The sequence below is a fragment of the Arthrobacter sp. B0490 genome, from assembly GCF_002929355.1.
Taxonomy (GTDB): domain Bacteria; phylum Actinomycetota; class Actinomycetes; order Actinomycetales; family Micrococcaceae; genus Arthrobacter_D.
Genome location: NZ_PJIR01000009.1, coordinates 60,203 through 78,872 on the forward strand (window position 1 = coordinate 60,203; position 18,670 = coordinate 78,872).

The 18,670-nt window shown below is 71.0% G+C and carries 21 protein-coding genes; 10 read left to right on the plus strand and 11 right to left on the minus strand.

From position 1 onward, the window contains the following. Nucleotides 1-143: 143 nt before the first annotated feature. Nucleotides 144-704: an NAD(P)H-dependent oxidoreductase gene (locus CXQ97_RS13990; protein WP_104181482.1), complete on the minus strand. Its 561-nt coding sequence runs from the start codon at nucleotides 702-704 to the stop codon at nucleotides 144-146. 99 nt (nucleotides 705-803) lie between these two features. Between CXQ97_RS13990 and CXQ97_RS13995 the strand changes: the two genes are divergently transcribed. The 3 genes from CXQ97_RS13995 (at nucleotide 804) to CXQ97_RS14005 (ending at nucleotide 3,386) form a co-directional block, all read left to right on the plus strand. Further along, nucleotides 804-1,412 (plus strand): TetR/AcrR family transcriptional regulator, encoded by a 609-nt coding sequence (locus tag CXQ97_RS13995; RefSeq protein ID WP_104181483.1) that lies wholly within the window; start codon nucleotides 804-806, stop codon nucleotides 1,410-1,412. A gap of 77 nt (nucleotides 1,413-1,489) precedes the next feature. Then, nucleotides 1,490-2,314: a GAF and ANTAR domain-containing protein gene (locus CXQ97_RS14000; RefSeq protein ID WP_104181484.1), complete on the plus strand. Its 825-nt coding sequence runs from the start codon at nucleotides 1,490-1,492 to the stop codon at nucleotides 2,312-2,314. 4 nt (nucleotides 2,315-2,318) lie between these two features. Continuing rightward, complete coding sequence (locus CXQ97_RS14005; protein ID WP_104181485.1) at nucleotides 2,319-3,386, plus strand: Gfo/Idh/MocA family oxidoreductase; 1,068 nt, start codon at nucleotides 2,319-2,321, stop codon at nucleotides 3,384-3,386. Between the two features lie 26 nt (nucleotides 3,387-3,412). On the opposite strand, the gene ald is transcribed toward CXQ97_RS14005, so the two are convergent. Further along, the gene (ald, locus tag CXQ97_RS14010) at nucleotides 3,413-4,525 is read right to left on the minus strand and encodes an alanine dehydrogenase (RefSeq protein WP_104181486.1); all 1,113 of its coding nucleotides are present in this window, start codon (nucleotides 4,523-4,525) and stop codon (nucleotides 3,413-3,415) included. Nucleotides 4,526-4,791: 266 nt separating this feature from the next. Between ald and CXQ97_RS14015 the strand changes: the two genes are divergently transcribed. Then, nucleotides 4,792-6,015, plus strand: coding sequence for a CdaR family transcriptional regulator (locus tag CXQ97_RS14015; RefSeq protein WP_104181487.1), 1,224 nt, complete (start codon nucleotides 4,792-4,794; stop codon nucleotides 6,013-6,015). A gap of 21 nt (nucleotides 6,016-6,036) precedes the next feature. On the opposite strand, the gene CXQ97_RS14020 is transcribed toward CXQ97_RS14015, so the two are convergent. Beyond that, nucleotides 6,037-6,459, minus strand: coding sequence for a helix-turn-helix domain-containing protein (locus CXQ97_RS14020; protein ID WP_104181543.1), 423 nt, complete (start codon nucleotides 6,457-6,459; stop codon nucleotides 6,037-6,039). A gap of 158 nt (nucleotides 6,460-6,617) precedes the next feature. Between CXQ97_RS14020 and CXQ97_RS14025 the strand changes: the two genes are divergently transcribed. Both CXQ97_RS14025 and CXQ97_RS14030 read left to right on the plus strand, forming a co-directional pair. Beyond that, nucleotides 6,618-6,881 carry a hypothetical protein gene (locus CXQ97_RS14025; protein WP_104181488.1) on the plus strand — a complete coding sequence of 88 codons (264 nt, stop codon included), beginning with the start codon at nucleotides 6,618-6,620 and terminating at the stop codon, nucleotides 6,879-6,881. Between the two features lie 134 nt (nucleotides 6,882-7,015). After that, nucleotides 7,016-7,780: a MerR family transcriptional regulator gene (locus CXQ97_RS14030; protein ID WP_104181489.1), complete on the plus strand. Its 765-nt coding sequence runs from the start codon at nucleotides 7,016-7,018 to the stop codon at nucleotides 7,778-7,780. Between the two features lie 31 nt (nucleotides 7,781-7,811). Here CXQ97_RS14030 and CXQ97_RS14035 read toward each other — a convergent pair whose 3' ends face one another. After that, the gene (locus tag CXQ97_RS14035) at nucleotides 7,812-9,371 is read right to left on the minus strand and encodes a diguanylate cyclase (RefSeq protein ID WP_104181490.1); all 1,560 of its coding nucleotides are present in this window, start codon (nucleotides 9,369-9,371) and stop codon (nucleotides 7,812-7,814) included. A gap of 281 nt (nucleotides 9,372-9,652) precedes the next feature. Between CXQ97_RS14035 and CXQ97_RS14040 the strand changes: the two genes are divergently transcribed. Together CXQ97_RS14040 and CXQ97_RS14045 are read left to right on the plus strand one after the other, a co-directional pair. Then, nucleotides 9,653-9,853: a hypothetical protein gene (locus tag CXQ97_RS14040; protein ID WP_104181491.1), complete on the plus strand. Its 201-nt coding sequence runs from the start codon at nucleotides 9,653-9,655 to the stop codon at nucleotides 9,851-9,853. Next, nucleotides 9,850-10,227 (plus strand): DUF2256 domain-containing protein, encoded by a 378-nt coding sequence (locus CXQ97_RS14045; protein ID WP_104181492.1) that lies wholly within the window; start codon nucleotides 9,850-9,852, stop codon nucleotides 10,225-10,227. The genes CXQ97_RS14040 and CXQ97_RS14045 overlap by 4 nt, the downstream gene beginning before the upstream one ends. On the opposite strand, the gene CXQ97_RS14050 is transcribed toward CXQ97_RS14045, so the two are convergent. Both CXQ97_RS14050 and CXQ97_RS14055 read right to left on the minus strand, forming a co-directional pair. Then, nucleotides 10,210-10,845, minus strand: a complete 636-nt coding sequence (locus CXQ97_RS14050; RefSeq protein ID WP_104181493.1) for an NAD(P)H-dependent oxidoreductase — start codon at nucleotides 10,843-10,845, stop codon at nucleotides 10,210-10,212. The two genes, CXQ97_RS14045 and CXQ97_RS14050, sit on opposite strands and share 18 nt — an antisense overlap. 55 nt (nucleotides 10,846-10,900) lie before the next feature. Beyond that, nucleotides 10,901-11,305 carry a RidA family protein gene (locus CXQ97_RS14055; protein ID WP_104181494.1) on the minus strand — a complete coding sequence of 135 codons (405 nt, stop codon included), beginning with the start codon at nucleotides 11,303-11,305 and terminating at the stop codon, nucleotides 10,901-10,903. Between the two features lie 118 nt (nucleotides 11,306-11,423). Here CXQ97_RS14055 and CXQ97_RS14060 point away from each other — a divergent pair, with 118 nt between their 5' ends. Then, complete coding sequence (locus CXQ97_RS14060) at nucleotides 11,424-11,924, plus strand: MarR family winged helix-turn-helix transcriptional regulator (protein ID WP_104181495.1); 501 nt, start codon at nucleotides 11,424-11,426, stop codon at nucleotides 11,922-11,924. A gap of 124 nt (nucleotides 11,925-12,048) precedes the next feature. Here CXQ97_RS14060 and CXQ97_RS14065 read toward each other — a convergent pair whose 3' ends face one another. From CXQ97_RS14065 to CXQ97_RS14075, 3 genes are all read right to left on the minus strand, one after another. Further along, the gene (locus CXQ97_RS14065; protein WP_104181496.1) at nucleotides 12,049-13,353 is read right to left on the minus strand and encodes a DUF3500 domain-containing protein; all 1,305 of its coding nucleotides are present in this window, start codon (nucleotides 13,351-13,353) and stop codon (nucleotides 12,049-12,051) included. A gap of 127 nt (nucleotides 13,354-13,480) precedes the next feature. After that, nucleotides 13,481-14,431, minus strand: a complete 951-nt coding sequence (locus CXQ97_RS14070) for an alpha/beta hydrolase (RefSeq protein ID WP_104181497.1) — start codon at nucleotides 14,429-14,431, stop codon at nucleotides 13,481-13,483. A 73-nt stretch (nucleotides 14,432-14,504) separates the two neighbouring features. Next, nucleotides 14,505-15,518, minus strand: a complete 1,014-nt coding sequence (locus tag CXQ97_RS14075) for an SDR family NAD(P)-dependent oxidoreductase (protein ID WP_104181498.1) — start codon at nucleotides 15,516-15,518, stop codon at nucleotides 14,505-14,507. Nucleotides 15,519-15,665: 147 nt separating this feature from the next. Between CXQ97_RS14075 and CXQ97_RS14080 the strand changes: the two genes are divergently transcribed. After that, nucleotides 15,666-16,211: a TetR/AcrR family transcriptional regulator gene (locus tag CXQ97_RS14080; RefSeq protein ID WP_104181499.1), complete on the plus strand. Its 546-nt coding sequence runs from the start codon at nucleotides 15,666-15,668 to the stop codon at nucleotides 16,209-16,211. Here CXQ97_RS14080 and CXQ97_RS14085 read toward each other — a convergent pair. Then, on the minus strand, nucleotides 16,162-17,268 hold the full coding sequence (locus CXQ97_RS14085; RefSeq protein ID WP_104181500.1) for an N-acetylglucosamine kinase: 1,107 nt from the start codon (nucleotides 17,266-17,268) through the stop codon (nucleotides 16,162-16,164). The genes CXQ97_RS14080 and CXQ97_RS14085 overlap by 50 nt on opposite strands. After that, complete coding sequence (locus CXQ97_RS14090) at nucleotides 17,265-18,536, minus strand: 6-phospho-beta-glucosidase (RefSeq protein WP_104181501.1); 1,272 nt, start codon at nucleotides 18,534-18,536, stop codon at nucleotides 17,265-17,267. The genes CXQ97_RS14085 and CXQ97_RS14090 overlap by 4 nt, the downstream gene beginning before the upstream one ends. Nucleotides 18,537-18,670 lie beyond the last annotated feature (134 nt).

Genomic DNA, 18,670 nt, shown 5'->3' on the forward strand with positions numbered 1-18,670 from the left:
TCGGCCGGCGGCCCTCCTGGGCCCTCGTCGAACCGGAAGCGGGACGACGGTCGGGCGAGAACGACAGACGCCGGCGCGGGAGGCGCCGGCGTCGTGCTGTTCAGGTCGTGCTGTGTCCCCGGGCCGATCGGGCCGGGCGGACATCACGCGGCGACGGGTACCACTGCTCCCGCGAGGGCGGACAGCACACCGGTGACAGCGCCTGCCACCTCGGCGTCGTCCTTCGGGTGCACCTCGGCGAAGCGCGTGATCGAGCCGCCGATGGACAGCTTCGCGTCATCGACCACCGAGGCGCCGGCGACACCGAGGGCGCGGCGGGCCTCGTCGTGCGCCCAGACCCCGCCGTACTGTCCGAAGGCGGAACCGATCACGGCGGCGGGCTTGCTCGAGATGGCACCTGCGCCGTAGGGGCGGGACAGCCAGTCGATGGCGTTCTTGAGCACGGCGGGCATGGTGCCGTTGTACTCGGGGGAGACGAGGAGCACGGCGTCGGCCTCGGCGGCGGCGGCCCGGAGATCGTCCGCGGCCTTCGGGCGGTCCGTGTCGTTGTCGATGTCCTCGTTGTAGAACGGGATCTCGCTCAGCGCGTCGAAGGTGACGACGTCGACCGCGTCGGGCGCGTGCTCCGCTGCGGCTTCGGCGAGCTGGCGGTTGATGGAGCCCTCCCGCAGGCTGCCGACGAGGGTGAGGATCGTGGTGGACATGTGTGCTCCCGGGGTTGGTGCTGACAGGGAACGCGGCGACCGCGTCTGCACTCCTCAAGCGGACCACGGTCCGTTTTATTCCGCGACTATAGTTGCGGCATGCAGAGCGAGGGATTGCTCCGGGTCACGGGCGACGACGGAGAGCGCACCGACGCGGCACGCAACCGGCGCCTCCTGCTCGACGCGGCGGCCGAGATCGTCGCCTCGTGCGGGCCGGACAAGCTGACCACGGACGCCGTCGCGCGCCGTGCAGGGGTCGGCAAGGGGACCGTCTTCCGCCGGTTCGGCAGCCGTGCGGGCCTGCTGCACGCCCTCGCCGACGAGGCCGGGCGCTCCTTCCAGCAGGCGTTCATGGCCGGCCCGCCCCCGCTCGGTCCGGGGGCGGCCCCGCTCGAGCGGCTCGTCGCCTTCGGGGAGGCGAGCATCGGGAGGATGCTCCTCGACGGGCAGATCCTGCGCGCCGCCGAGCAGCGGGGAGGGCCGGACCCCGAGCACCCCACGCAGCAGCTCGTCCGGCTGCACCTGGCCATGCTGCTGCGTGAGCTGGACGTGCAGGACCCGGAGCTCGCCTCCTACCAGCTGGCGGCGTTCCTGAACGCCGGGCTCCTGCTCCACCTCCAGGAACACCGGGGCATGTCCGACGCCCGCCTCGCCGCGTCCTGGCGCGTGCTGGTCGTGGCCCTCGCGACGGCGGAGACCCACTCCTAGCACCCCTCGGGAGGCTTGTACACTGGCAAAAAAACACCGGCATCCCCGCGCGGTGTCGAGGTGAGGCTGGTATCCGCATGGAGGAGATTCCCGACGCGATGTCCGGCGCCCTCGGGACGGCCGGCGTCCCCCTGCCGGCTCCACGCCTGCACGTCGTCGCGCAGGAGGTCCGCGCCCTTCCGCCCGCGGAGGCCGCAGCACGCCTCCAGGATCTGCTGGTCGACCACCCCGACGTGCAGGCCTTCCTCCAGGAACTCGCCGAGTTCGCCGCGGAGACCCTCGGCGCCGACGGGGACACCTACTGCGGCATCACGCTGCAGCGCTCGCCCCACGAGCAGGCGACCGTGGGCAGCAGCGACGCGAAGGCCCGGTCGATGGACGAGGTGCAGTACGAGCACGACGACGGCCCGTGCCTGCACGCGCTGCGCGTGCACGAGGAGGTCTTCATCGCCGATGTCCGCTGCGAGGGCCGCTGGCCGGGGTTCATGGAGCACATCGCCGGGCGTGGGGTGGGTGCCATGTTCTGCCTGCCACTGGACCTCGAAGGATCGGCGCGCGCCGCCCTCAACCTGTATGCCGAGGATGCCTCGGTGTTCAGCGACGGTTACCGGCGCGTGGCCCGCGCGTTCTCCCGGCAGGCCTCGCAGGCCCTCAGGCTCTCCGTGCGCGTGGCCCAGCACGCCGCGACGGCGGAGGACCTCCACTCCGTGCTGCAGACGCGTACCGAGATAGACCTCGCCGTGGGGGTCATCATGGGCCAGGACCGCTGCTCCCAGAAGGAGGCCTTCGACAAGCTGCGCCGGGCGTCCAACACACGCAACGTCAAGGTCCGCGACCTCGCCGCCGGGATGGTGGCCGGATTCAACGGCTCCGTCCCGCGCGCCCACTTCGACCCTTCCTGACCGCATGGGGCCGACACCTCGCGCCGTCGCGACGGTCCTGATCGGCTTCGGCCACGGCGGGCGCGTCTTCCACGCCCCGCTCATCGCGCAGGATCCCGGTCTCGACCTCGCAGCCGTCGTCACCCGCAGCCCCGACCGCCGGGCGGCGGCCCGCGCCGCCTACCCGACCGCCGTCGTCGCGGCGACGCTGGACGAGGCGCTGCAGGCGGTGCCGCACCTGGAACTCGCTGCGATCTCCACGCCACCGGCCACGCACGCCGCCCTGGCCGCCGCGGCGATCGACCGGGGACTGCACGTGGTCGTCGACAAGCCCTTCGTGGTGCGCGCCGCCGACGGCGAGCGCCTGGTCGAGGCGGCACGGGCAGCGCGCCGGCTGCTCCTCCCGTTCTCCAACCGGCGCTGGGACGGCGACTTCCTGACGGTGCAGTCGCTGGTGGCATCGGGCGCCCTGGGCGACGTGCGGACCTTCGAGTCCGCCATGGAGTCCTGGAAGGCGTCCATCACGAAACCGTGGAAGCGGGACGCGACGGCGGACGACGGCGGGGGACTCCTGTACGACCTCGGTCCGCACCTCATCGACCAGGCGCTGCTGCTCTTCGGTCCGGCCGTCCCGGTGTTCGCCGAGTTGCGGGCGGATCGCGACGGCGCCGCCGCGGAGGACTCGGTGTTCCTCGTCCTGGACCACGAGGGCGGCGTCAGGAGCCACCTCCACGCGGGGACGCTCGTTTCCGTGGAGCGGCCCCGGTTCCACGTCACGGGCTCGACGGCCGGCCTGACGATCACCGGCACGGATCCGCAGGAGGAGCAGCTGGCGGCCGGTGTCCTCCCGGGCGGCCAGGCCGGCACCGGCCCCGGTCGGGGCGACGGGGGCCCGCGGGGGCTGCTCGGGCGCGCCGGCCGGACCGAGCCGCTGGCGATCCGGCGCGGCACCTATACGTCCTTCTACGCAGGCGTCACCGCCGCGATCAGGGACGACGGTCCTCCGCCGGTGCGGGCGGAGGACGCGCTCGCCGTCGCACGCATCATCGAGCAGGTCCACGCGACCTTCCCGGCCAGGAAGGGGACCCGGTAGGGTGCTCCTCCCCGGGGAGGAGGGGGCTAGACGAGTGCGGCCCAGTCGGCAGCGAGCTCGAGGCCGTGCGCCTGCGACACCGAGTGGTGCGCCACTTCGCCGGCGGCGACGTTGAGCCCGCGGGCGAGTGCCGGATCGGCGGCGAAGGCGCCCCGGACGCCCCGGTCCGCCAGCGCGACGGCGTAGCGGAGCGTCACGTTGGTCAGGGCGTACGTCGACGTGTGGGGGACGGCGCCGGGCATGTTGCCCACGCAGTAGAAGAGCGAGCCGTGCACGGTGAACGTGGGGTCCTCGTGGGTGGTGACGCGGGAGTCCTCGAAGCACCCGCCCTGGTCCACCGCGATGTCGACGAGGACGCTGCCGGGCTTCATCCGGGCGACGAGGGCGTTGGTGACGAGCTTGGGGGCGCGGGCACCGGGGATGAGGACCGACCCGATGACCAGGTCGGCCTCCAGCACCGACTTCTCGATCTCGAGGGAGTTGGAGGCGACCGTCTTCACACGGCCGGCGTAGAGCGCGTCGAGCTCGCGCAGCCGGGCGATATCGATGTCGAGGACGGTCACCTCGGCGCCGGTGCCGACGGCCATCGCCGTCGCATTGGTGCCCGCGACGCCCGCTCCGAGTACCGCGACCTTGGCGGGGCGGACCCCGGCCACGCCGCCGAGCAGCAGGCCCGGGCCCCCGGCGGGAGCGGTCATGACCTGCGCGCCCACCTGGACGGAGAGCCGGCCGGCGACCTCGGACATCGGGGCGAGCAGGGGCAGTGCCCGCCCGTCCTGCACGGTCTCGTAGGCGATCGCAGTGACGCCCGCGTCGAGGAGTGCCCGCGTCAGCTCGGGTTCCGCGGCGAGGTGGAGGTAGGTGAAGAGGATGAGCCCCTTGCGGAACCGGTGGTACTCGGCGGCGACCGGCTCCTTGACCTTGAGGACCATGTCGGCGCGTGCCCACACGTCGTCGGCGGCGTCGACCAGCTCGGCGCCCGCGGCCCCGTACTCGGCGTCCGTGATGCTCGAGCCCACACCCGCGCCGCGTTCCACGAGGACGGTGTGCCCGTGGGCCCGGAATTCATGGACGCCGGAGGCGGTGATGGCCACGCGGAACTCGTTGTTCTTCACTTCTTTGGGGACGCCGATGATCATGGGGTTCTCCAGGCTGCGATCGGGCGGACGGGGGTGCTACCAGAATAGGGACACGCCCTGCGGCACTCCGGTCCGGTGTCCATGGCGGCACCCGGACCGGCGCCGATGGGTGCGCCGGTCGCGGGCGTGGATGCCCGCCGTGGCGGGTCCGGCGCGGACTGTGAGCGGGACCACTAGCAGGCATCAGAGCGCACCGCCATCGACAGATGTCGAGTTCCGGAGCGGCAATTGTCGTCCTCCGCGTTCCGCCCGCCTAGGGTGGGAGGGTGCAGAACCAGTCCATCGACGAGGTCGTCGAGTCGATCGCCCGGTCGCTCGGACGCGGAGTCTCGCTCGAGGACCCGGACGGCGTGCTCCTCGCCTACAGCAGCCACCAGGCCACGGCGGACCGGGTCCGGGTGAATTTCCTCCTGAGCAAGAGGGTTCCGGCGGACGTCAGTGAATGGCAGCTCCGGCACGGCATCGCGCAGGCGGTCCGTGCGGTCGCCGTGCCCGCGAACGAGGACCTCGGGATGCTCGCACGGGTCTGCGTGCCCCTGCTCGTCCGGGGTTTCCGGGTGGGCTACCTCTGGGTGCAGCAGCAGTCGAGCGAGGATCCGGCCTCGGGCATCCTGGCCGCGCTGCCCAGGGTCCGGCCGCTGGTCGACCGCCTCGCCGAGCTCCTCCTCGAGACCGACACGGCCTCCTCCGAGCGCCGGACGCAGCGGGAGGCCACCTTCCTCGCCGCCTGCCGGGGAGCCGCGGCCGCGGTGGAGGAACTGCGCGGCTGGCGCGAACTCGGCGGTGACGGGCCCTGGCGCCTCGCGGTGGTGCATGAACCCATGCCTGCGCCCGACGAGGGCGGCGATCCGCACGAGGCGGCACTCCTGCAGCGCACCCTCGCGCTCCAGGCGACGGTCGGCGTCGCCCCCGTGCTGTTCAGCGCCGGCGCTTCGGGCTTCTCGGTGCTCCTGTGCGCCTCGGGCGTCGGCACGGCCGCACTGCAGCAGGTCCTCGAGAGGTTCGGGGCCGGGACCGCCCGACGGGCGGGCCGACCGGCCGGCCGCATGGTGCTCGGACTGAGCGAACCCACGGCCGACCCACGGGATCTCGCCGAGGCCTTCCACCAGGCCCGGCACGCCGTGCAGGCCGCGGCGGTCGACCCGCAACTCGGTGACGTGTGCTCCTATGCCGACATCGGCGTGTACCAGTTCCTCGGGACGGTGGGGTGGCAGGCGCCGGCGCACGGCAGCATCCACTTCGCCGAACTGAGCGAGGCGGACCGCGTGGACGAGCTGCTGCCGGTCCTCGAACTGCTGTACGACAAGAACGGCTCCGTGCAGGACGTCGCGGCCCACCTCCACCTGCACCGCAGCAGCGTCTACAACCGGCTGGCGAGGATCCGGTCGGTGATCGGCGCGGATCCGCTCGCGGGGATGGTGCGGCTGGAGCTGCATCTCGCCCTCAAGGCACGCCGCTGGCGGTCCCGTCCGCGGTTCGAGCTCGGCTAGGGACGCGGTCGAGGGATCCCGTCAGCGCGTTTCGTCCGCGGGGAGGTCACCGGTCGCAGGGCCCGACGGCACGTCCCTGCGTCGCAGCTGGCCGCGGAGCCACTCCTCGACGTCGGACCTCCGGAGGCGCCGGTGGGAACCGCGGTACTCGACCGGAAGGGTGCCGGCGTCCGTCAGCTTGCGGAGGTAGCTGTGCGAGATCCCCGCGAGCTCGGCGGCCTGCGAGGTGGTCAGCAGTTCGGCCACGGAGGTCACCTGGACGGAGTCGCCGTCGGACAGACGGGCGAGGAGGTCGACGACGGCGGCCTGCGCCTCGTCCGGGAGCCGGTGCGCGGTCCCGTCCACGAAGACCGTCACGTCCCGGCTGTCGGTGAGTGCGCGCCGTAGTGGCGCCGCCTGCTCGGGCGGGAGTGCAGCTGCGGATCGTGGAGCCCTGGCCGTCATGGGGCCATTGTGCCAGTCGGAGTACTCGGCCAGTAGCCGTGCCGGGATCACTGCGGAACCTGCCCTTCCGCAATGAGTACTGCGGGGCTACTGTGTGCGTATAAATACCCTTACTACTTGCAACCAGCGTCGGTTGCAAGACGGAAACGGTGAATCCCATGACAACACTTGATCACGGGCGGAGCCTGCGTCTGGGCGACTTCCCCTCCACGCCCGGCGAGAAGGGTGAATCCCCTTTCTGCCCCACCTGCCGCACCGACGACTACCTGATCTTCGAGGAGTTCGTGCCTGCACGCCAGGCCGACCACTCGACCGACCTCCTCCCGGCCAGCACGAGCTACAGCTGCTCCGAATGCGGCACCTTCAACGCCCACGCGGTCCCGCCGTCATGGCGCCCGCCGCAGTGGTTCTGGTACAGCTGACCGTCAGCGCCCTCCTGCACGTCCGGTCGACCGCGGGCTCATGAAACGGGCCTCGCCCCGCTCTTGACCTTGACGCTGCGTCAATTCCTAGAGTGGAACAGTGCCGGTGCCATCACCGGCACGGGGAGGGACGGGTGGACTACCCGATCAGTGCGGTCGCCCGACTGGCGGGCACCACGAGCCGGACGCTGCGCCATTACGGCGACATCGGCCTGCTCCCGCCGTCGCGGGTGGGTACGAACGGCTACCGATACTACGACCCGGACGCGCTCGTGCGTCTCCAGCGCATCCTGCTGCTGCGGTCGCTGGGTATGCCGTTGCCGGCCATCGGCGAGGTCCTGGACGATCCGCGTGCTGAAGCACCGGCGTCGGCCCTGCGGGTCCATCTCGACTTCCTCCGCGGCGAGCAGCAACGGCTCGACCGGCAGATCACGGCGGTCCTCACCACGGTGGAGGCCCTCGAACGAGGAGAGGAACCCATGCCGAAGGACATGTTCGACGGATTCGACCACACACGCTATCGGGAGGAAGTGGAGGAGCGGTGGGGACATCAGGCCTACGCCGACGGTGATGCCTGGTGGCGCAGCAGGACGCAGGAGGAGAAGGACGCCTTCGGGGAGGAGGTCGCGGACCTCAATGCACGGTGGACCGACGCCGCGTCGAGGAACATCGCCCCCACGAGCGAGGAGGCGCTCGGACTCGCCGGGCGCCACGTCGCCTGGCTCGCCGGGATCCCGGGGACGCCGCGGAACCGCGACGGTTCCCCGTCCGCCGAGTACCTCCGCGGGCTGGGGGAGATGTACGTCGGGGATCCGCGCTTCGCGGCAAACTACGGCGGCCCGGACGGCGCCGAGCTCGTGCGGTCGGCACTCGGCGAATGGCTGACGCGCCACGGGTGAACGGCCGTGACGTCACCGGGCCGGCGTGCTGTCAGGAACCCACCGCGCGGTCACGGCCTGCATGCTTCGCCTGGTAGAGGTGCCGGTCCGCTTCGCGGAGGAGGGCGGCCGCCGTCGTGCCCGGCTCGCAGACCGCGAAGCCGACGCTCGCGGTGAGGCGCAGTCCGTCGTGGATGTGCGGCCACCGGAGCTCCCGGATGGCGGACAGTACACACTCCGCCACCCGCTCCCGGTCGGCGTCGCGCTGCAGGACCAGCAGGAACTCCTCCCCGCCGATGCGCGCCACGTGCCGCACGCCCGGGCACCCCTGCAGGCAGGAGGCGACGGCGACCAGGACGTCGTCGCCCGCGGGGTGCCCGAAGCGGTCGTTCACCTGCTTGAAGTGGTCGAGATCGAGGATGGCCAGGGAACCGGCGAGGGGGCCGTCGGTCTGCCAGGCGCGGACGACGTCGGGCAGTGAGTCCTCCACCCAGCGCCGGTTCCGCACCTTGGTCAGCGGGTCGACCGCGACGGCGGCTTCCGCCTGCTCGGCCCGAGCGAGCGCCTCGGTGACGTTCTGCTCCGCGAAGAGGTGGTCCACCTGCGATCGTCGGGCCTCGATCCATCGGGCCCGCGCCGCCTGGTGGAACTGCCGGTGGAGTTCGTAGGCGAGGCGGAAATCCGCCCCCGACGCCGCAACGGCGGCGCGCTCCTCGAGGATCAGGGAGGCGACCTCCTCGAGCGCATGACGCGCGGTGATGCGGTCCGCACCGTCGAGCGCGGAGCGCGCGGCGGCCAGATCACCGACTCCGTGGTGCGCCGTCGCGAGGAGCAGCATCCGGATGGCGCGCGTCTCGGGCTGCGTGTTCGCGGGATCGCCCTCGCCGGACCTCTCCAGCACGTCGAGGGCGTCCCAGGGACGGTGGTCGGCGAGGTGGCCGCGGGCGAGGACGTCGCCCAGTTCGGGCTCGAGATCGGGGGACGCGGCGATCGCGGCCTCGAGCCGCCGCATCCAGAAGCGCGCCTCGTCGGGCATGGCCTCGTCGAGCGCGGCATGGAAGGCATTGGAGGCTATCTGGGCGAGGAGCTCGTGGTCGGCCAGCTGGTCGGCCAGCGTGAGCGCCTGACGGGACACGTCGAAGCCGTGCTGCAGGAGGCCCGCCCCCAGGAGGCCGAGGGCCTGGCGCGTCAGGAGCTTCGCCCGGAGGCGCGGCAGCTCGGCGCCGTCGAGCAGCGAGACGGCGATCGTCGCCTGCTCGGCCCCGGCGCCGGAGTGGCCCGCGAGGAGGTCCATCATGGCGATCAGGGCGTGGCAGCGGCTGGCCAGCCGCCCGTCGCCCTGTTCCCGCGCCCAGTCGAGGATCTCCTGTCCGCGGGTCCGCGCCCCGGGGGCGCCCTCGGTGCGGGCCAGCGCGTCGAGCCCCGTGACTTCCGCCCAGAACGCGACGTCGAGCCGCCCGAGGTCTTCGGCGACGGTGCGGATCTCGGTGGCGTCGGCCGCTGCACGGGGGAGGTCGGTGCTGATCTCCACCGCCTCCAGGAGGGTGATGAGGTCCCGTTCCTGGGCGAGGCGCAGCGAACCGCCTTCGATCACGACGTCGTCGTTGGTCATGGATGCTCCTGGTCGTCGAGGCAGCGCTGTAGAACCGACCTTGGAGGAATGGTGAGACCATGGTGTGCGCTGATGTGCCGGGTGAGGCTGGCGAGTCCAGTCTGCCGTGTCGCGACCTCCGCCTCAAGGCTTTCCGACGTCACATTCGCACCGGAACGGCAACGGTTCGCTACCGCGTCGTACCCCGGCTCGGTTCGTGCCCCCGCCTCTGCTCCTATGCTGGAGGAACCACCAGAGAGCCCTCGCCTGCGAGAGGGCTCCGCACGACGCCGGGAGAACGGGTGAGGACGGACAGCAGCGCCGACCAGCAGGGGCTGGCCGGACGGGCCGCCGACGCCGTCGAACAGGCGACCGACACGCGCGCCCTGGATGTCACGGCCCGCTTCGGGTTCGCGGCGCTCGCCGTGGTGCACATCCTCATCGGGTTCACCGCACTGTCCGGCGCGCTCGCCGTCATCCGCGCCATGTTCGGCCGCATGTGAGCGGGCCGGCGGGGCGCGAGCCCAAGACGTGCCGTTCGTGCGGTCGCCGCATCGAGTGGCGGAAGAAGTGGGAACGGAACTGGGATGCCATCGCCTACTGCAGCGACTCCTGCCGGGCCCGGAAGGTGCGGCCGATCGACACCGAGCTCGAGGAGTGGCTCCTGGCACGGCTGGAGGGGGCATCCCGCCGGGCGACGGTCGATCCCGCGGACGCCGCGACGGCCCTCGGGGTCGACGGCGCGGATCTCGGTGAACCCGCCCGCAGCGCCGCCCGGCGGCTCGTCGATCGCGGCCTGGCCGAGATGGTACAGCGCGGCGCCGTCGTCGATCCGTCGACGGCGAAGGGCCCGGTGGCCCTACGCCGGGTCCGCTGAGGCGAGCTCTTCCTGCTCCGCCCGGCCCGAGGGGCCGCCCAGGATCGCGTCGGCGACCAGGCCCGTCGCGGCCAGGAGGGATGCCCGGGTCGCGTCCGCGTCCGTCGATTCGGAGTCGTGGATGAAGGCCGTGACCCCGGGCAGCATGCCGCAGAACCCGACGATGCCGTGTTCGATCTGCGTGCTGAACGAGGTCCTGTATCCGTGCCGGGCGAAGGATGCCTCGGTCGTTCCCGCGAGCGGGATGAGGTGCATGGTCAGGTGCCGGAGTCGGGGACGGATGCGGCCGTCCTCGTCCTCGAACGCCCAGCCGGCGATGAAGACCCGGTCGATCCACCCCTTCAGGAGGGCCGGCATGGACCACCAGTGCACCGGGAAGATCAGCACGACATCGGTCGCCGCATCGATCCGCTCCTGTTCGCTCCTGACGGAGGGAGTGGGGTGGCCCGTCCCGCGATACAGCTGACGGTCCTCGAGGGTGAAGCGCGGGTCGAACCCCTCCTGGGCGAGGTGGGCGATCTCCAGTGCCTGCTCCCCGAGCAGATCGCCCAGGCGCCGGGCTGCGTCATGGGTGAGGGAATCCCCGTCCGGGTGTGCCGTGAAGATCAGGGTACTCACGAAGATCTTTCCTCTGTGGGGTCTCCGGCGGATACGACGGGTGGTCGAGCCCGCCTCATGCGATGACGGCCGTGACCTCGGCCTCCACGAGGATGCCGGGCTCGAAGAGGATCTCGACGCCGATGAGTGCGGCCGGCGCTGCAGGGACGCGGAACTCCTTCCGGGCCTGCTCGACCCCGGCGGTGAAGGCGTCGTACATGTCCCTCTTCCAGCCGGCGGCGTACCAGGTGAAGCGGACGACGTCGTCGAAGGTCGCCCCTGCTGCGGCGAGGGCCTTCGCCACGTTGCGGTAGACCTGCACCACCTGGCCGGTGAGGTCTCCGGGCGCGACGAGGTGCCCTTCGTGGTCCCAGGCCACCTGCCCCGCGATGTGGACCTGCCTGCTTCCCGTCGCGACGGCGACGTGGTGGTACAGCGGGACGGCGATGTGGTCCTCGGGGTTGATCAGCGATACGGGCATGGCGGTCCTTGTCGGCAGGTGGATCATGGTCCCGACCGGACCATGAGTTCAAGCGTGAAGTCAGCATACCAGATTCAGTTCACGCGTGAAGTCATTCCGACCTCGATAGGATGACGTGATGGCTTCCTCCCCCGGTCCACTTCCTCCTGACGCTGCTGCGGATCCCGTCCACTGGCTGTCGCCCGACGAGAAGGAAGCCTGGACCGGACTGGTGTCACTGGTGCTTCTGATGCCGGGGCGGTTGGAGTCACCGCTCCAGCAGGAAGCGGGCCTGACCCTCTTCGACTACCTGACCCTCAGCCACATCTCCGAGACGCCCGATCACGAGATCAGGATGAGCGAGCTCGCATACCTCGCCAACGGATCGCTCTCCCGGCTGTCGAACGTGGTGAAGCGCTTCGAGCAGCGAGGCTGGGTGAGGCGCTCCCCTGACCCGTCGGACGGCCGCTACACCCTCGTGGGCCTCACCCCCGCCGGCTTCGACGTCGTCGTCGCGGCTGCGCCGGCCCACGTGCGGTCGGTGCGGCAGTGCGTCCTCGACCCCCTGGACGAGGACGACCAGCGTGCCCTCGCCGTGATCGCCCGGAAACTGCGCACGCGCCCCGAAGACCTGGCGTGAGCCGGATCAGCGGTGCTCATGAGAGCCCGCCTGCAGGGCGATCGGCCCGGCCGGTGGGTGACCCCGTAGCGGCGGTGCCTCGCGCCGCTGCCTGCCGGTGTGCTCCGGTGGACGTCGCAGTCCCTCAGCCGTTCGGCGGTGTCCCGGCGGGGGCTTCCATCCCACCGTCCATGCCGGCGGCTTCCTCCTGGGTGGCGCTGCCGGCGTAGTCGTCGGTGGGGTCGCGGTAGATGGTGTGGATGTGTCCCCAGCCGCCGGTGACGACACCGGCCACGTCGGCGCCGACCGACCCTTGCTGGTCGGCGAACTCGATGAAGACGTCGGGCCCGGAGATCTGGAAGTAGATGCCGTCGCCCTGCGTCATGTCGTAGACGGTGGCACCGGACCAGTTGACGGAGGTCTCGTCGAGGGTGGCCTCGATCTCCGCGAGGGCATCGGCCGTGGTCTCCTCGTCCGCGAGGCCGACCCAGTTCGCGATGACGTCGAGCAGCAGTTGCTTCTGCTCCTCCGTCAGGTCGGACCCGAGGATGCCTGTCCCGGTCGGGTAGTCGCAGGTGCCGCCGGGGGCGCAGGTGAGGTTCGGGACCTCCGTCCCCTGATAGAGGGCGGTCCGCTGTTCGGCATCGAGGCTGTCGTAGAACGCGAAGGCGGTCTCGTACATGCCGGCCAGGGGCTGGACCTCGGTGCCGTCGGCGGCGGTGTAGGCGGCGGGCTGGGAGCCGAGGTGGGTGGGGGCGAAGGTGATGGCATCCGTGGCGCCGTCGAGGGAGGCGTTGATGCCGAGGTGGTGACCGCCGAACTGGACGTCCCATGCGTCGGTGTCCGAGGGATCCCCGAAGAACGCGATGTAGTACTGGCCGAGGGAGGCCTCCGTGCTCGTGCTGTTCTCGAGGAGGTACTGGTCGCCGTCCATGATGGCGGTGACTTTTGCGTAGGCCTCGTCGCTGAGGAGGGACTCCAGGGCCGCCAGGGCCGCAATCTGCTGCTCCTCCGTGAGCTCGGTCAGGTTCAGGCCCGCCCGTTCGACGAACGTCACCGGGAAGTTGGACCAGGACGTGGTCTTCGTCGCGTCGTCGTAGGAGTAGAGGACCAGCCCCTGCTGCTCCGCGGTCAGCGTCGCGAGGAAAGCGTTCGCAGCGGCCGCCGTGTCGGTGATGGTCCCCGCCGTCGTGCCCGCGCCGTCCGTCGAGGTGCTGTCGGCGGTACTGGTCCCGGACGCAGTGGCGCTCGACGACGTCGTGGCATCGGTCGTGGCTTCGGTCGTGGCTTCGGTCGTGACTTCGACCGTGGCCGACGAGGTGGTGCCCGTGCCGATGGCGGACGGATCCGCCGTCGTGCTGCAGGCGGCCATCGAGCCCGCGAGTGTGAGGGCGGCGATGGACGAGGCGAAGCGTACCCAGAACCGGCGGGTGGAAGGTGAAGTAGTCATGGAACGAGTAGAGTTGCCGATCCTTTCGACAGTTCCGGTCCGGGCTGTGAGCCCGCTGTGACTCGGCTCGGAGCGCCCAGGCAGTCCGCGGCGCGACGAGACCTGATTCGCACACGTCCGGGTGGAGCTAGGCCAGTGCGCGGCGCAGTTCCTGGCACAGCTCGCCGAGAGCCTGTGGGACGGCCCTGCTGATTCTGGGGAACGCCATGAAGCCGTGGGGCATCCCGAAATAGGTCGTCGTGCGCACGGCGGACCCGGCATCCTGGAGGGCGGCAGCGTAGCGGAGGCCGTCGTCCCGGAGCGGGTCGTGTTCCGCCACCTGCACCAGGGCCGGCGGCAGTCCGCTCAGGTCATCGGCCAGCAGGGGTGACGCATACGGATGCCGCGGGTCCTGGTCCTCGAGGTAGTGCCCGCGGAAGGCGAGCATATCGGCCTTCGTGAGGATCGGGGCGTCCGCGTTCTCCTCGATCGACGGACTCGCCATGGTCATGTCGGTCGCCGGGTACACCAGGCCCTGGAACGCGATGGCGGGGCCGGACCGGTCGCGTGCCATGAGGGCGACGACGGCGGCCAGATTCCCGCCCGCGCTGTCGCCCACGACGGCGACCCGGGACGTGTCGGCGCCGAGTTCCGCACCGCGGCCGATCAGGTCGACGGTCGCCGCGTACGCGTCTTCTGCTGCGGCCGGCCACCGGTGGCCGGGCGCCAGCCTGTAGTCCAGGGACGCGACGACGGCACGTGCGTCGCGGGCGATGCTGCTCGCGAACCAGTCGTAGGTGTCCAGGGTCCCCGAGGTCCAGCCTCCACCGTGGATGAACACGACCAGTGGGGGAGTCCCGCCCGGCGTGGGGGTCGGCGGGTGGTAGGTGCGGACCCGGATGGTACCGACCGCGCCTGCGGCCGACGTGTCCCGTATCCGGATGCCCCGGGCCGGCCCGCCGAGCAGGAGGTCGGTCAGCGGATTGTGGCCGATCACCCGGCGCTGGTCGGCGAGGATCTGTTCCTCGGACCGCCTCGTCACGGACGCCAGGCCGATGAGTCGCCCCAGAAGTCTCGTCCGCAGGTCGATCGTCGTCATTGCCTCACCTCTCCGTCGTCGGGCAGCGCTGTATGCAGGCGGGCGGGATGGGTTCCGCCCGCCCTCCGCCGGATCAGACGGCGGACCAGCCGCCGTCGGAGGGCAGGATGGCGCCGTTGATGTTCACGCCGTCGTCGCTGAGCAGGAACGAGATCGTGGCCGCGAGGTGGGCGGGGTCGGCGATGCTGGGGATGTTGACGCGGGCGCCCTCGAGGCGGGAGGAGCCGTACACCGACGGCGTGGCCGGCATCGGGATGCCGGTGGCGACGCCGCCCGGTGCGACGGCGTTGATGCGCAGGCCCTCCTTCGCATACATGAACGCGGCGCTGCGGGTGATACCCACGACGGCGTGCTTCGACGCCGTGTAGGCGACTCCCGAGGCGGAGCCGCGCAGGCCCGCCTCGGAGGCGACATTGACGATCGACCCGCGGCCGGCGTCGAGCATGACCGGCAGGACCGCCCGGGTGAGGCGCACGAGCGCCTCGACGTTGACCGCGAAGACGCGCGACCACATCGCGTCGGACACCTCGTGCAGCGGGCTGAAGTCGTCGTTGATGCCCGCCACGTTGGCGAGCGCGTCGATACGGCCGTCCGCGCCGGCGATGATCCGGGCCACTGCCTCCGTGTCCGTGAGGTCGGCCGCGATGGGGATCACCTGGTGACCCTCGAGCGCTGCGGCGAGATCGTCGAGGCGGTCCGCGGCGATGTCGACGGCGAGGACGCGCCCGCCCTCGCGGGCCACCCTCGACGCCGTGGCACGACCGATGCCCGATCCCGCTCCCGTGACGATCACGGTGCGTCCTTCGAAGCGGCCAGGAACGATGCGTTCCTGCCAGACCGAGGGGTCGGCCTCGGGGATCACGCCTCCGTTGACCTGCCTCAAGAGCCCATCGACCGCGCTCTGCGGCAGGGCGCCCTGACTCAGGGGCACGAGTTGCTGGAGCGGCATGGACCGGGCCGGACCGAGAGCGGCCTCGTCGGTACCGGCGTGCGCCAGGAAGCCTCGCAGGGCCGGCCCTCCTTCGGGGTGGCCCAGCCACTGCTCGATGGTGCTGTGAGCGGTCAGGGTGACAGGGGTCTGCGTCATTGCTGGTCCTTCTGCTGGTCCGCCGGGGAAGGGGTCGTTCCAGCAGGCTACATTCAACGGTGTTGAATAGCCAGACCGTCGACGGCGGAAGGCCGACCGGCCGAGGGCCCCGGCGGCGACCGCGCAGCCTGGAGTTAGGGTTGGAGCATGATCGAGGGCAGGGCCGAGACGCGTGCGGCGATCCTGGATGCTGCACGTGCCCTCTTCCTCGAGAAGGGCTATGCAGGTGCGTCGGTGAGATCCGTGGCGTCCGCCGCCGGCGTGGACGGTGCACTCCCCATCCATTACTTCGGCACGAAGGAGGCGCTGTTCCTCCAGGCACTGCCGTCGATGCCCGACTACCAGCCCCTGCTCGAAGGGGATCCGGACAACCTGGGTGAGCGCTTCGTCCGGTACATCCTTGAGGAGGACGGGCACCTGCGCCCCCTCTACCTCACGCTCCTGCGCGCGAGTGACACCGGAGCCGTCGGCGAGCAGCTGCGACACCTCCACGAGACGACCTTCGTCGAGCCACTGGAGACCCGCCTGACCGGCCCGGACGCGAACCTCCGTGCGAGGCTGGCGGCAGCCCTCGTCGGCGGGCTCATGTATGCGCTGTGGGTCGTGGGTGACGAGCAGCTGCTCGCGGCGGGGGAGGACGTCGTCATCCGCCGGTACGGAGCCCTCCTGCAGCAGCTGATCGACCCGGCGTAGGCCTGCTTCGACCGGGCTCCGGGTCGAGGGCCGGAGACTCGATCTCCTCCCGTGCGAGTGCCAGTGCCGCATCGCCCGCACCGACCGCCTCCAGCGCCAGCAATGCTGCCCCCAGGATCGGGGGAGCGGTGACGAGGTGTGTCCACGCGGCGGGTGCCTCCCGCTCCAGCATCGTCTCGATCCGGGACATGAGGCGGCTGTCGTCGGCAGCAAGGACGCTTCCTCCGAGGATCACCGGGACCTCCGATGCGAGCAGGTCGAGCCGGCGGAGCGCGGTGACCGCCATGACGACGATCTCCTCCGCCTGACGGTCGACAACCGAGGTGGCGACCGGATCTCCCAGGGCTGACGCTTCGAAGAGCACCGGCGCGAGGTCGATGACCGACCGGGCGGGTACCCGCCCGAAGTGGAGGTTCTCGATCACGTCCATGACCGTGGCGACGTCGTAGCTCCTGGGGATCAAATCCTGCAGGAGTGTCTTCTCCCCGCGTCCGTCCTCGGATCGCGCCGCGTGCCAGAGCGCCCAGGCCCCGAGGTGCCCGCCCCCGCCCCAGTCTCCGGAGATCATGCCCAGGGCGGGGAACCTCGCGGTCCTGCCGTCCGCACGCACCCCGATGGCGTTGATCCCGGTTCCACAGACGACTGCAACAGCGTCCGGGTGGTCGGTGCCCGCACGGAGCAGGGCGAAGAGGTCGTTCTCGACCACGGGTCGCTGCCCGTCCACACCGGTGGCCCAGCCGTCACCCGAGATGGCGGACGCGAAGTCCTCGATCTCGGCGGGCAGGTCCATGCCGGAGAGGTAGAGGCTCGTCTGCAGGAGGGGTCGTCCGTCGATGGCTGCCAGAGCGTCGTCGGCCAGGCCACGGATGGTCGCCAGGGATCGGTCGAGGCCGAGAACCTGGGGGTTGGACCCGCCGCCACGGGAGCGGAGGAGGACGTTGCCCTCGAGGGTCACGGCGACGATGTCGGTCTTGGAACCGCCTCCGTCGATCGCGAGCACGACGGGCCTCCCGCTGCTGCCGTGCCGCCGGTCGGGGCCTGGTCCTGCCGGGCTCATGTCGCCCAGGCCAGGTGCTCGCCGTTGGCGGCCAGCAGGAGGTCCGTGAGCTTCTCGGCCTTGTCGTGCTGGCCGACGAGGGGATGGGCGAGCATCGCCCTCGCGACACGGTCCCGGCCCCCGTGCAGTGCGGCCTCCAGGGCGAGGCGCTCGTAGGACGCTACGTGGCTGATGAGCCCGACGATGTCGTCCGGCAATGCGCCGACCGGGGGTACCGTGATGCCGCCGGACCCGATGACGGCGGGAACTTCGATGACGTGGTCGTCGGGAAGGAACGGCAGGGTGCCTTCGTTGAGCACGTTGACGACCCGGGTGTCCCCACGGTCGGAGGTCAGGGAAGCCATCAGGTCGACTGCCGCCTCCGAGTAGTAGGCACCTCCCCTGAGCGACAGTTCCTCGGGTTTCACGTCCAGGGCCGGGTCCGCGTATTTCTCCAGCAGCGCCCTCTCGACCTCCATGACCGCCTCCGCCCGGCTCGGGTGCGCCCGCTGTTCACGCAGGACCTGGTCGTGAGCGTAGAAGTATCGCAGGTAGTAGGAGGGGACCGCCCGCTGCAGGGAGATCAGTGACGCCGGAAGCTGCACCTCCTGTGCGATCTCCTCGAGATGGTGATCGAGGATGCGCGGCAGGACGTCGAGCGAGGTTCCCCCGGTCCTCAGGCCGACCCCGAGTTCCCAGGTCAGGTGGTTCAGCCCGACGTGCAGGAGCGAGATGTCGTGGTGGTCCATATCGAGCAGGGCGGCGAACCTGCGCTGGAACCCGATGGCGACGTTGCAGAGCCCGACGGCCCGATGCCCCGCCTGCAGGAGTGCGCGGGTCACGATTCCCACAGGGTTGGTGAAGTCGATGATCCAGGCGTCCGGCTTGGCCCGTTTCCGGACCGTCTCGGCAATCCCGAGGACCACGGGTACGGTTCTGAGCGCCTTGGCGAGACCGCCGGGACCGGTGGTCTCCTGGCCGATACAGCAGACCTCGTGCGGGAACGTCTCGTCCCCCTGCCGCGCCGCCTGCCCGCCGACCCGCAGCTGCAGGAGGACGACGTCCGCATCGCTGACGCCCTCCTCGATGCTCCGGGTCGTCATGATCCTGCCGGGATGCCCGGCCTTCGAGAAGATCCGGCGGGAGAGCCCCGAGACGAGTTCGAGCCTCGAGGCGTCCGGGTCCACGAGCCAGAGTTCCTCGATGGGCAGCAGGTGGCGGAGCCGGGCGAAGCCGTCGACCAGTTCCGGGGTGTAGGTCGATCCTCCACCGACCACGGCGACCTTCATTTCTCGTCCCTCTACTCCCGGGAACCCGACGCGCTCGACGGATTCTTTTGGCGGTGCGCTCTGCGCCGTGCCGTGCGCACCGGGGCATCCGATCGCGTTCCGCCCCGTTGCGCAGACCACAGATTATGGCCGGG